We start from the raw sequence: 12,848 nt of genomic DNA on the forward strand, positions 1-12,848 counted from the left end.
GCAATCATTAATGTTACTAAAGTACAAAAATCTCTTGATAATGGATAATGAATCAGCTTTTTAGCGATCCAATCATATCTTCAGGTTTAACCCATTCCGTAAACTGTTCATCCGTAACAAGTCCAAGCTCAATCGCAGCTTTTCTTAATGTTGTACTCTCCTTGTGTGCTTTTTTAGCGATTTTAGCTGCATTCTCATAACCAATGTGGGTGTTTAAGGCAGTGACAAGCATTAATGAGTTATCCAGTTTTTCTTTGATTACATCATGATTTGGTTCAATTCCTACTGCACAATTATCATTAAACGATTCGCATGCATCTCCGATTAATCGGGCAGAATTAAGCAAATTGAAAACCATCATAGGTTTAAAAACATTCAATTCAAAGTGACCAGTTGCACCACCTGTAGATACCGCTACATCATTTCCCATAACCTGAGCGCATACCATTGTTAAAGCTTCACACTGCGTCGGGTTCACTTTGCCTGGCATGATTGATGAGCCCGGCTCATTCTCAGGAATTATAATTTCTCCAATTCCACTCCTTGGGCCTGAGCAAAGCATTCGAATATCGTTAGCTATTTTCATTAGTGAAACTGCAACCTGCTTTAGTGCTCCATGCGTCTCAACGATGGCATCATGCGCGGCTAAGGCTTCAAATTTATTTTCTGCGGTCCTCATTGGCATACCTGAATGTTTGGCAATCTTTTTTGCCACCAGTTCCGCATAACCTTCAGGGGTGTTTAGCCCGGTTCCTACGGCTGTTCCTCCCAATGCAAGCTCTGAAAGGTGATTAAGCGTATTATTTAGTGCCTTTAGTCCATGATCCAGTTGAGAGACATATCCAGAGAATTCTTGCCCAAGACTTAGAGGCGTAGCATCCATAAAATGCGTACGCCCTATTTTAACCACATCTATGAAAGCTTCTGATTTTTTGTGAAGTGTATCTCGCAGCTTCTTCACTTTAGGGATAGTGTTCTCCACCACCATCTTATAGCTGGCAATGTGCATGGCCGTTGGGAAGGTATCATTTGAGCTTTGACTTTTATTCACATCATCATTCGGATGAATAACTTTTTTGTCATCAGACAATGCGCCACCATTGATCACATGAGCTCGGTTTGCAATTACTTCATTGCTATTCATATTTGATTGAGTACCAGAGCCCGTCTGCCAAACAACAAGCGGAAATTGATCGTCTAATTTTCCGTCTAAAATCTCATCGCATACTTTGCTAATAAGCTCCGCTTTCTCTTCGTCAAGGACACCCAAATCCATATTAGTTTCAGCAGCGGATTTCTTCAGTATGGCAAATGCATGTATGATTTCCATCGGCATCTGATTCTTCTCACCTCCGATTTTGAAATTGTCTCTAGATCGTTGAGTTTGTGCACCCCAATATTTATCGGCGGGTACTTTAACCTCGCCCATCGTATCATGTTCTATTCGGTAATCCATGTTTCAAAAATTAGTTACTACAAATCTAACAATGCATTGGTCTTTTGGATTTCATATTCAAATGATTTTGTTGAATCAGTTTTCCCTAACTACCTTTGTTTAGAATCATTCTAAATAATAAATCAAATTGGCTACCTCAGTCCTCTTAGCGGATTTTCAGTACCTAACCAGGCAAGGGATAGCCTCTTTGATCAAGGCAATGCCGGGATTTGATTTAATTAAATCAATCGATTCACCTCACTCACTAGTTGATTTTGTAACGACCATTAATCCAGATTTAGTGGTTATCGATATTTCTGATAAGGATAAAGAACTGGTCCCTCAGCTCAAATTCTTAAAGGAAACGACAAGCTGTAATTTTTTAGTGATATCTAATAGCCAAACACGAAATTCGATACAGGAACTCTTAACCATGGGTATTAAAGGTGTTTTGACGAAAAACTGTAGCGAAGAAGAGATCATTAGCGCTTTACGAGCAGTTTCATTAGGGAATCGATTCTTCTGCAATAACATTCTGGATTTGGTTGTTGACAACCCAAAGGAGGTTGACGATTGTGAACCAACCTCTCTAACACCAAGAGAATTTGAAGTACTAGATTTGATCACAAAGGGTTTGACAACTGCGCAAATTGCAAATCAACTAAACCTTAGTGTTCACACTATCAACTCGCATAGGAAGAACATTCTAAAGAAACTCAGGCTTAATTCTCCTACAGAACTAGTCGTATATGCTTTAGAAACCGGATTAGTGAAGAAATCTCGATAGTTCAAAGTCTTCATTTTGTATCTTTCAGTTTTAAACCAATTTAAATTTTACAGTTATGAAAAGAGCACTATCGATTGTTGCCACCGTATTTTTATTAGGAATATCTACCACATCTTGTGAGACAACTTCGAACCTCGAAGAGGTAGTAGTTGAAGATTCCATGACAGATTCATCTGATGACAAGGATGACGTAAAGGCTAAACCGGGTTCAAACTAGCGTTAATTGACAATTTTTGATTAGGCGAGTGTTTTTTACTCGCCTTTTTTTTAAGTTTGGTTGTGTTTCGAATGCTAACCTTACTTTTTAATTTATTCTCACTCTTCTATGGATATGATGAGAGTGCTGTAGATCAGCTTCATCAGCAATCCTATGATTTATTGGAATCGAATTTAGATTCGGCACTTTTGATCACTGATCGAGCATTGAATCAAGCGAATAATATCGATTATGGATGGGGGATAGCCAACTCATATTACATAAAAGCCTATATCTACGACGAAAAGAACGAGCTGGATAAAGCCTTCCTATTCTATCTAAAGGCAGAGGATCAATTAAAGAATAAAGACGAAGAAAGATTCCTCAAAACCCGCATTGATGTTATTCTTAATATTGGCAGTATTTTACGCAGAAATAGTAAGTATGATGAAGCGATTCAATTCTATGAGAGAGGATTGGATTTAATATCAAAAGATGATTTTGATAAACGAAGGGCCAACCTTTGTTTCAATATAGCATCAGTCCACCAGGATGTAGGTGATTTAAATTCAGCACTTAATTACCTCACTGAAGCTGCTACTATTTCTGAAAAACTTGATTATAACTGGCTTTTGCTAAAAGTATGGAATCTCCAGGGGCTTGTTTTTAAGGACCTTGAGGATTACCAAAGATCCAGAACTTTTTATAAAAAAATAATCACCCTGTCTACTTCTAAAGATATTGTCAGTAAAGCCTACCATAACATGGCTATTACGTATAAAGAAGAGCAAGATTTCATTGAAGCGGATAATTGTCTAAAGAAAGCACTAACAATTAAAAAAGAATTAGGAAGGGAAGAATCGCTTTTCAGAACCTTAAAGGAACTGGCAGCTCTTAAAATGGTCGAAAAGGACTGGGAAGAGGCAAAATTTTATGCACTTGAAGCTGAAAAACTTTATGAAAATGTCTCGGTTAGACCCGAAACATTTGAAATCTACCATTTGCTGGAAGTGATTTTCTTCGCGAACAGTTCCTATCAGAAATCACATTTTTATTCGAATTCTTTTGCAGAAGAGTCAACCCGATTTTATAATCAACAAACTGAACTCATAGCATTAAAGGATGCATTCAAGTCAGACTTGATATTGGCAGCTTTTCAACAAGAACAATTATCTAGGCAGCAAAAGGTTTTTCTCTTTAAATGGATTTATGCAATCCTATTCTTAAGTATGGTGATTATTACAACGCTGTATATACGAAAGAGTCTGATGAAGAAAACGATTAAAGAGGCCGTTACAGTTTTGGAGCGAGGAACCAGATATTGATCATTTTTCCTATCTGGGAATTCGGCATAGACTCCTGTTTTTGTCTGTAGAAACAAATGAAAATTCACCTTCGATAGCTTGTTCTCTCTTTCCCGCGTACATCTCATCAATGAAAATTTGAACGGATACTTTTAGACTGGTATTTCCTATATCAGTCACCCTACCTATTAATTTCACAATAGTACCAACAGCTTTTAAGAATAATGATTAAGCTCACTATGTTTGGCTACTCGTATCACTAGTTCTAGTGATAGAAAATTCCCCACCCATAGCGATTGCAGGTTTTTCATTACAAATTCAATTTTGCATTGTTTAGAATCATTCTAAACAACTAGTTCAAACTTATTTTTGCAAAACTTAAATACCCGATGAAAAACAAGTTATTCGCACTTACTATTTTATGTATCGCAGCTAGCACAACTAGCTGTGGAAATAGCGACGATCCGAGAGTCCTAATAGATGAGCCATCGACATATATCTTCACAAGAAACGGAGAATCAACAGTTTCTTTTAGCGGTCAGACTACCAGAACATTAATGGCAGAAGAAATCATCAGTGCATTAAAAAATACGGATTTTACTGAGGCACAAATTGATGCAATGTTTGCACATGTAGAAGGAAATAATGACTTTTCGAGTACTGATCTAAATACATCTGACAAAAGTGTAAGAAGTAAAACCGCTGCTTCATCAGATTTCTTTTCAGCAAACACCACTTTAGCCTCTTCAATTAAAGCAGATTTTGATGGATGGATCGCCGATCAAGTTGCTGATGTTTATCCTAACTGGGCTGTTGAAGCTAGCGCTGGTGTTGCCGGTCAAATTCAGGAAGCTGGGGGTGGATCAGTGAGATATGTGAATGAAAAAGGGCTTGAACTGGATCAAGCTTTCAGTAAAGGATTGATTGGTGCGCTATTCGTGGATCAGATTCTGAATAATTATGTAAGCACCTCGGTGCTCGACGCGGGTAGCAATGTCGAAGACAATGAAGAAGAAGTCCTCGTTGATGGTAAGTCCTATACAAATATGGAACATAAGTGGGATGAGGCATACGGCTATGCATACGCTAAAGCTACAACTGAGTCAGACCCTAATGCGTCGCTTGGTGAAAATGATAGCTTCCTTTTCAAATACATTGGTAGAGTGGAAGGAGATGCTGATTTTGCGGGTATTGCTTCGGATATCTATAAAGCATTTAAGTTGGGAAGGGCTGCCATTGTTGCTGGAGATTATGAAACAAGAGATGCGCAGGCCGCAATCATCCGAGAGAAAATTTCTACTGTTCTTGCTGTTCGAGCAGTATACTATCTACAACAAGCTAAAGCTGGCATGGAAGCTGGAACGGTAGACTATGGATCCATATTTCATGATTTGTCTGAAGGATTTGGGTTTATTTATAGTCTTCAATTTACAAGGCAACCAGATACAAACGCTCCCTATTTCACTAATGAGGAAGTTAAAGCGATGATTAATGAGCTTTTGACAGGAAATGGATTCTGGGATGTCACTTCAACAACATTGGATGAAGTCTCGGCAGATATAGCAGCTAAATTTTCCTTTACTGTTGAGGAAGCTGGGAGCTAAATGGAATAAGAATTATGCGGGTATATAAGTGTTTTAGAAAATTGAGAAGAATGAAACAGACGTTTTTGAGTTTTGGCCTCCTGGCACTTTTGGTAGTTCTGATTACTGGATGTTCAAAAGATGATCTCGGCAAGTCCGGTGATGGATTTGATAGGCAAGAGATGCTGAAAATCTGGGCAGACAATATCATTGTTCCAGGTTATGAATCCTATGTTTCTTCACTCGAATCTCTAGATGCAGCTGTTTCAACATTTACATCCAACCCTAATCTAGAACATCTAACAGATGTAAGAGCGAAATGGCTGGAGGCGTATATAAACTGGCAAGCTGTAGCCATGTTTGAAATAGGAAAAGCAGAATCAATCACACTTATCAATTACACTAATATCTATCCCACAAATACAGAGGATATGATCAAAACCATCGAATCCGGAGATTACGATTTGAGCTCTGTAAATAAACAGGATGAACAAGGGTTTCCAGCCATTGAATATCTGATATATGGAGTTCGTGATACTGATCAGGCAATTATCGATTTGTACTCTCAGGAAATGGCAAATCACCCATATAAAATCTTCCTAAAGGACCTTACGCAGCGACTAGAAACGCTTGCTAAATCAGTGCATGATGATTGGAAAAATGGCTATCGGGAAACGTTTGTAAACAATGACGGTTCTGAGGCAACTGCCTCTGTTAATAAGCTGGTTAACGACTACATTTTCTATTATGAGAAGCATCTCAGAGCCGGAAAAATCGGAATACCGGCTGGAGTTTTCACCGGTTCAGAATCTTCAGAAAAAGTAGAGGGCCTTTACAGTGGTAAATCGAAAGTACTTTTTATGGCAGGACTTGATGCAACGCAAGATTTTTTCAATGGAAAGTCATCTGACACCAATCTTCCTGTTGAAGGGGAAGGACTAAAATCATACCTGGATTTTGTACAGGAAATTAGCGATGGTGAGGATCTTGGCTCGTTGATAAACGCACAATTTGAATTGGCCAGGGATCAGGCGGAGTTATTATCTGATGATTTCTCGGCCCAGGTCGAAAACGATAATTCGCTGATGCTTCAAACCTATGATGAGCTTCAAAGGAATGTGGTGAATATGAAAGTGGATATGCTTCAGGCACTCAACATTCGGGTGGATTATGTAGATGCTGATGGAGATTAATAATACTTTTTTAATCAATGGTGTCATTTCGACGATAGGAGAAATCTTTAAAAATTGAAAGACTCAATCAATCGATATATCAACCAAACAACAAAGGCTGCCCCACTGGCAGTCTTTCGTATTTTCTTTGGATTGATGATGTTCATAAGCATCATTCGGTTCTGGGCGAATGGCTGGATCGAAAAGCTATATATTGAGCCATCTTTTTTCTTTTCGTATTACGGGTTTGAATGGGTCAAACCTCTTGGCAATTACACGTATCTGCTTTTTGCAGTTTGTGGCCTTTCAGCATTGGCTGTAGCTATTGGATTCCGATATAAGTTGGCCATTACTACCTTCTTCCTCAGCTTTACATACATCGAACTGATGGATAAAACCACTTACCTAAACCACTATTATTTCATAAGCATACTTAGCTTCTTAATGATCTTTCTACCTGCGGAAAAGTTTTTTTCATGGGATGCCAAAAGAACAGGGCCAATTGGCATAGTACCTAAGTGGTCGATTGATAGTATCAAATTAATACTTGGAATTGTTTACTTCTATGCCGGCTTGACTAAACTCAACTCAGACTGGCTTTTTCGGGCCATGCCTTTAAAAATCTGGCTCCCCGGTCGTTATGATATTCCTGTTCTGGGTGATTTTCTACATCAGGAATGGGTGATTTATGCTTTTAGCTGGGGTGGCGTGATTTACGACTTGAGTATTCCTTTTTTACTGCTTTGGAAAAGAACACGAGTCTTTGCGTTTATCATGGTGGTCATTTTTCATGTCCTCACTCGAGTACTTTTCCCAATCGGGATGTTTCCATACATCATGATTGTGAGTGCGCTGATCTTCTTTGATGCGCGGGTGCATGATAGGATTATTAGTGGGATAAGCAAAATTCTGATTGTCATTTCGAGTGCAACGAGAAATCTATTCTCAAAAGAAGGCAGCACTAGTAAAGGGGATAGATCTCTCACTATGCTCAAGATGACAAAGGAGGAGAATAGAAGAACCCCAAAATGGAAACTGATCCTTCTTACCATCTTCTTCGGCATCCAACTGTTACTCCCATGGCGCTACCTCCTATACCCTGGAGAGCTTTTCTGGACGGAAGAGGGTTTTCGTTTTTCTTGGAGAGTGATGCTGATGGAGAAAGCTGGCTATGCAAACTTCAAGATTGTGGATCGGACAAACGATGAAGTTTTTTACATCGATAACAGCGACTTCCTCACAAGCTTTCAGGAAAAACAAATGTCGTTTCAGCCCGATTTCATCCTGGAATATGCCCATTATCTTCGCGATCATTTTGCAACCCAGGGACAAGAGGTTGAGGTATATGTGGAGAGTTTCGTGGCGCTAAATGGACGAAGGAGCCAACCATATATCGACCCGTCGGTTGACTTGGTTAAACAGAAAGAATCATTCAAACACAAAAACTGGTTACTGCCATTCAAGGATGAGATTCAAGGGATTTAGCGTTCAGTGGTCAGACGACTCAAAGAACCCAATGGATGGGGATAGTGAAATGACAACCTTACAGAAAAGTAAAGTCGTCAGACCACTATTACTAAAGATTTGGCTTGTTTGTCTGGGCATAATAATCGCAGGGCCATTAATGGCTCAGTTAACCTTGTCTGGTACCATCGTTGATGCCGAAAGCGGAAAGCCAATCACTCAGGCTGAGATCTATGATCGAAACTCAAGCCAGCTGATCAGTACGAGTAGGACAGGCTATTTTGAGCTTAATAACCTGGAACCGGGAACCCATCAAATTGTAGTGATGTCATTGGAATATCAGACGCTGGAAAAAGCAATCGAGCTGAAGGATAATCAGACAATTACGATTCCAATGGAAGACTTCCAGCAGGAACTTTCAGAAGTAGTAATCAGCCGAAAACGAGAAGAGATTTTTGCGCTGAACCGACTTCAGCCTGTGGAGGGAACAGCGATTTATGCAGGTAAAAAATCAGAAGTAGTGTTGCTTGATCAAATGGTAGGGAATGCTGCTACCAACAATGCCCGCCAGATTTATTCGCAGGTGGTAGGGCTGAATATTTATGAAAGCATAGATGCAGGACTTCAATTGAATATAGGTGGACGAGGCTTAGACCCAAACCGAACCTCGAATTTCAATACGAGGCAGAATGGGTATGACATCAGCGCAGATGTCCTTGGCTATCCTGAGAGCTATTACACACCACCAGCAGAGGCTTTGAGAGAAATACAAGTAGTTAGAGGAGCTGCTTCTCTCCAATACGGAACCCAGTTTGGAGGCTTGATTAATTTCAAGATGAAGCAACCGGCAAATAAGCCGATAGAGTTGGTGACCAGACAATCAGTGGGCTCTTTCGGACTGTTTAATACCTTCAATTCACTAAGTGGGACAGTTGGTAATTTCTCATACTACACCTATTTCAACTACAAGACAGGTGATGGCTTTCGGCCAAATTCAGGATTTGAATCCAAAAATTATTTTGGAAGTTTTGGATACGAATTTTCAGAGCACACAACTGCAACTTTTGAATTCACTTCACTGAATTACCTGGCCCAACAGCCCGGAGGCTTGACTGATCCATGGTTCCAGTCAGATTCGGCATATACAGTAAGCAATCGATCTCGAAACTGGTTTGAGGTAAACTGGAAACTTTATGCCATGAAGCTAAAGCATAAGGTTTCAACCCGGACAGATCTCAGTTTAACTGTTTTTGGTTTGGATGCTTCAAGAAACGCCGTTGGGTTTAGGGGAGATCCCAGGGAATTGAACGCAAACCCAATTCTGCAGGAGGACGAACAGGAAAGTGATGGCAGTTTCGTGTACTCCAGGGATTTGATTAAGGGACAATTTCGAAATTGGGGAGCAGAAGCTCGTTTCCTGACTCGGTATGCTCTGGGCAAAAAAGATGCTGTTCTACTTCTGGGCTCTAAGTATTACCATGCGAATAACACAAGCAGACAAGGCCCAGGAAGCAGAGGTACAGGTGCTGATTTTGATTTTGCCACAGAAGAAAATCCGGATTATGTCAATCAGTCTGATTTTGAATTTCCTAACAGGAACCTCGCTTTTTTCGGAGAAAACATCCTCTTCATTAATCATCGGCTGTCGATTACACCCGGCTTCAGATATGAATTTATTCGAACAGCCAGTCGCGGTTCGTACAATGTAGAGGATATAGATCTTGCAAGAAATGTCACTTCGCTAGGAGACAGCACAGATAATCGTACATTCCAGCGTTCATTTGTTTTACTTGGGTTAGGTCTTAGCTATTTACCTTCAGACGAACTGGAGCTCTACGCTAATATTTCTGAGAATTACCGATCAGTGACCTTCTCTGATATCCGAATCACTAACCCCACCTTTTCCATTGATCCGAACATTCGGGATGAAGAGGGCTACACCTTTGATGTAGGAATACGTGGAAAATGGCATGATTTAGTGTCCTATGATATTGGACTATTTAGTTTACTATACAGAGATCGAATAGGTGTCATTTTCGATGACCGGGCCAAAAGAGTACGAGGAAATATTGGAGACGCACTGATTGTTGGTTTGGAGTTTTTCATCGATTTTAATCTGGCCAAATCTTTCAAACTTCCTGCCAACGCTTATAAGCTGAACTGGTTTATCAATGCAGCAGTGACGGAATCAGAGTATTTGAAATCAGATGATAACAATGTGAGGGGTAAGAAGGTGGAGTTCATACCTACTATAAATATGAAAACGGGTCTTAGGTTTGGTTATAAAAATCTGCTGGGCAGTTTTCAATATACCTATTTGTCAGAGCAGTACACCGACGTAGAAAACTCACCAATTCCGGATGTTAGCAATAACAGAAATGGAATAATCGGAAAAATACCTGCCTACGGTATCATGGACTTATCGCTTTCTTATGTTATCGATCGATTTAAGATTGAAACAGGAGTAAACAACCTGTTAGATGAAAAGTATTTTACAAGAAGAGCAACAGGATATCCGGGTCCGGGGATCATTCCTTCTGAGCCTAGAAATTATTATTTAACCTTTCAATTCAAGATTTAATGAGGTATTGTTTTTTAGCCTTAATACTTATTGTTTCATGTAAACCACAGCAAGCAGAAAAGGAAGTTGAAAATTATCCGGTGCTTGAGACCATGGGTTATTACCAGCGCTTTTCACAGAAACTTTGGCTGGCAGGTCAAAATCAGAACTGGGAATTAGCTGATTTTTATACACATGAATTAGAGGAGGTAACAGAACGGTTGGTTGAAGGTAATGTGATTCATGATGATTACAATATCAGTAACCTTTCAGAAGCGATGTTGCTACCCAAAATTGAAAAGGTTGAGGAAGCAATTAGAAAGAAAGATCAGGTGCTTTTTCTGGAAAACTATGAGCTCATGATCAGCTCATGTAACCTATGCCATAATGCGACAAAGCATAATTTCATCAAGATTTTAGTGCCAAATGACTCCAAGATCTGGAATCAGGATTTTACCAGTAAGTGATCCATTCATTTAGTGTTAATGACCTGACAAAAATCATTTAGAATTATTCTAAATAAGCTTGTTCAAATGAGCTTTCGGCACTAGGTTTGCAGTCTATTTAGAATCTATCTAAATAAGGAGAATTGATGAGTAGAGTCACTGTGCAACTTCCGGTTTCTAAGCTTTATGAGGAGCACCTTCAAAAAAAGAAAAAGAAGGGTAAGAAATTAAAAGATGAATGCTGCTTTAAGTACATGAAGAAAAAGGGGAAATACTGCAAGTCATGTCCAACATTACACGCAATGTGCCAAAATGCAGGAAGAGATTTATAGAACGAAAAGTGCTTCAATCGCACAATGTGAGCTTTCAGATAGCTTTCTTTTGACGTTTGATCAGGAGGAGATACAGTTTAAGCTGTGCGACTTATTTACTTTTCGAAAGAAAATCATGGCATTCGATATCATGGAGCTTTTGGAAAGCTCGGCTCCTGATGTGGAGCTTGTACACTTGCCTCATTGCGATCGTTTCTTGCTCCTCAGCTTAAAGGAGATACTGGAATTTAGAGAGCTTCTAAACGGAACGTTCGATACCTTAGCACTTAACAGTGCCATTCAGAAGATTTTACGAAAGAACGTTTTCAACTTTTGACTGGTTGATTTTACAAGCCAATTAAGAACAGAACTAGATATGAAAGATATTTTAAGAAGACATCACGTACTTAAGGATGAGATTGTTGATGTCATTAACCGTCAAATAAAAATGGAAGCCCATTCTTCCGCATCTTACCTTGCTATGGCGGCATGGTGTGACGTGCGAGGGTACGACAATAGTGCTGAATTTTTCTTCCAACAATCTGATGAAGAACGAAAACATCAATTGAAGCTTTTTCACTACTTGTGTGACATGGAGTGTGATGCAGTATCTCCTACCGTAGGTGAGAGCCAGCACGACTTTGGATCATTAAGAGAAGTTTTTGAAAAAGCACTGGAACATGAAATTGCCGTCTCAGATTCCATTCATGAGATTGTAGGAGAGTGCAGAAAGTACAATGACATTGCGACAGAAGAATTCATGCGTTGGTTTGTTCAGGAGCAAATCGAAGAAGAATACATTGCGAGGAGAGCGCTGGAGCTATTTGATGTATTGGGCGAAGATAAAATCGCACTTGGAATGTTCGAAGAGCGAATTCTTGGAATCGAATACGAAGCAGGATAATTCGCCTAATATGTCATTCCGAACAGAATGATGAATCTTTAGCCTTATGGGGTAGGAAAAAAATAAAGATTTCTCCCGTTGGCGAAATGACAAAAAAACCAAAGCTTCCTATTGAGGAAGCTTTTTTTGTTTACTCACAAAATCCCATAATACTACCCCTATACTTACCGAGATATTCAGCGAGTGTTTGGTGCCGTATTGAGGGATTTCCAATACCGTATCAGCAGTCTCCACTACTTTATCATTCACACCGAAAACTTCATTTCCAAACACAAAGGCATACTTAGCTTCTGCCTGAATCTGAAAGTCCAACAAGGAGGTGCTTTCATCTGCTTGCTCCACCGCGACAATCTCATAGTTATCTTTTTTTAGCTCATCAATGCACTCGTAAATTGTTTCTTTATGCACCCACTCAACAGAGTCTTGCGCACCCAGAGCTGTTTTATTGATTTCTCTATGTGGAGGTTGAGCAGTGATGCCACACAGATAAATCTTCTCTAAACAAAACGCATCAGAGGTACGGAAAGCTGAACCCACATTCATGGCACTTCTCACATCATCCAGCACCAAAACAACCGGTATTTTCTCAGCATTTTTAAATTCTTCCGGTGAAAGCCTGTTCAGCTCTTCATTCTTAATTTTCCGCATTCTAAATTATTAGTATTGTCATTCTGAACGCAGTGAAG

The 12,848-nt window shown here is 39.6% G+C and carries 14 protein-coding genes; 11 read left to right on the forward strand and 3 right to left on the reverse strand.

What is annotated here, in order from left to right; genetic code table 11:
- Positions 1 to 52: 52 nt before the first annotated feature.
- Positions 53 to 1,456 carry a class II fumarate hydratase gene (gene fumC / locus ACO05G_RS18130; RefSeq protein WP_421764015.1) on the reverse strand — a complete coding sequence of 468 codons (1,404 nt, stop codon included), beginning with the start codon at positions 1,454 to 1,456 and terminating at the stop codon, positions 53 to 55.
- A gap of 127 nt (positions 1,457 to 1,583) precedes the next feature.
- Between fumC and ACO05G_RS18135 the strand changes: the two genes are divergently transcribed.
- The 3 genes from ACO05G_RS18135 (at position 1,584) to ACO05G_RS18145 (ending at position 3,743) form a co-directional block, all read left to right on the forward strand.
- Entirely contained in the window at positions 1,584 to 2,222 is a 639-nt protein-coding gene (locus ACO05G_RS18135; RefSeq protein ID WP_421764016.1) for a response regulator transcription factor, read from the forward strand.
- Positions 2,223 to 2,277: 55 nt separating this feature from the next.
- The gene (locus ACO05G_RS18140) at positions 2,278 to 2,439 is read left to right on the forward strand and encodes a hypothetical protein (RefSeq protein ID WP_421764017.1); all 162 of its coding nucleotides are present in this window, start codon (positions 2,278 to 2,280) and stop codon (positions 2,437 to 2,439) included.
- 71 nt (positions 2,440 to 2,510) lie between these two features.
- Entirely contained in the window at positions 2,511 to 3,743 is a 1,233-nt protein-coding gene (locus ACO05G_RS18145; protein ID WP_421764018.1) for a tetratricopeptide repeat protein, read from the forward strand.
- A 9-nt stretch (positions 3,744 to 3,752) separates the two neighbouring features.
- On the opposite strand, the gene ACO05G_RS18150 is transcribed toward ACO05G_RS18145, so the two are convergent.
- Positions 3,753 to 3,902 (reverse strand): hypothetical protein, encoded by a 150-nt coding sequence (locus ACO05G_RS18150; RefSeq protein WP_421764019.1) that lies wholly within the window; start codon positions 3,900 to 3,902, stop codon positions 3,753 to 3,755.
- 209 nt (positions 3,903 to 4,111) lie between these two features.
- Here ACO05G_RS18150 and ACO05G_RS18155 point away from each other — a divergent pair, with 209 nt between their 5' ends.
- From ACO05G_RS18155 to ACO05G_RS18190, 8 genes are all read left to right on the forward strand, one after another.
- Positions 4,112 to 5,326, forward strand: coding sequence for a DUF4856 domain-containing protein (locus tag ACO05G_RS18155; RefSeq protein ID WP_421764020.1), 1,215 nt, complete (start codon positions 4,112 to 4,114; stop codon positions 5,324 to 5,326).
- A gap of 50 nt (positions 5,327 to 5,376) precedes the next feature.
- Positions 5,377 to 6,498, forward strand: coding sequence for an imelysin family protein (locus tag ACO05G_RS18160; protein WP_421764021.1), 1,122 nt, complete (start codon positions 5,377 to 5,379; stop codon positions 6,496 to 6,498).
- Positions 6,499 to 6,552: 54 nt separating this feature from the next.
- The gene (locus tag ACO05G_RS18165) at positions 6,553 to 7,962 is read left to right on the forward strand and encodes an HTTM domain-containing protein (RefSeq protein ID WP_421764022.1); all 1,410 of its coding nucleotides are present in this window, start codon (positions 6,553 to 6,555) and stop codon (positions 7,960 to 7,962) included.
- Complete coding sequence (locus ACO05G_RS18170) at positions 7,943 to 10,522, forward strand: TonB-dependent receptor domain-containing protein (RefSeq protein WP_421764023.1); 2,580 nt, start codon at positions 7,943 to 7,945, stop codon at positions 10,520 to 10,522. The genes ACO05G_RS18165 and ACO05G_RS18170 overlap by 20 nt, the downstream gene beginning before the upstream one ends.
- Positions 10,522 to 10,968, forward strand: coding sequence for a hypothetical protein (locus tag ACO05G_RS18175; protein WP_421764024.1), 447 nt, complete (start codon positions 10,522 to 10,524; stop codon positions 10,966 to 10,968). The genes ACO05G_RS18170 and ACO05G_RS18175 overlap by 1 nt, the downstream gene beginning before the upstream one ends.
- 125 nt (positions 10,969 to 11,093) lie before the next feature.
- On the forward strand, positions 11,094 to 11,279 hold the full coding sequence (locus ACO05G_RS18180) for a hypothetical protein (protein WP_421764025.1): 186 nt from the start codon (positions 11,094 to 11,096) through the stop codon (positions 11,277 to 11,279).
- Positions 11,260 to 11,595: a hypothetical protein gene (locus tag ACO05G_RS18185; protein ID WP_348283350.1), complete on the forward strand. Its 336-nt coding sequence runs from the start codon at positions 11,260 to 11,262 to the stop codon at positions 11,593 to 11,595. The genes ACO05G_RS18180 and ACO05G_RS18185 overlap by 20 nt, the downstream gene beginning before the upstream one ends.
- A 39-nt stretch (positions 11,596 to 11,634) precedes the next feature.
- Positions 11,635 to 12,162, forward strand: coding sequence for a ferritin (locus ACO05G_RS18190; RefSeq protein WP_421764026.1), 528 nt, complete (start codon positions 11,635 to 11,637; stop codon positions 12,160 to 12,162).
- Positions 12,163 to 12,270: 108 nt separating this feature from the next.
- Here ACO05G_RS18190 and ACO05G_RS18195 read toward each other — a convergent pair whose 3' ends face one another.
- Positions 12,271 to 12,810 (reverse strand): RNA methyltransferase, encoded by a 540-nt coding sequence (locus ACO05G_RS18195; RefSeq protein WP_421764027.1) that lies wholly within the window; start codon positions 12,808 to 12,810, stop codon positions 12,271 to 12,273.
- Positions 12,811 to 12,848: the final 38 nt, after the last annotated feature.

It is taken from the genome of Ekhidna sp. (assembly GCF_965227465.1).
In the GTDB taxonomy this organism is placed as follows: Bacteria; Bacteroidota; Bacteroidia; order Cytophagales; family Cyclobacteriaceae; genus Ekhidna.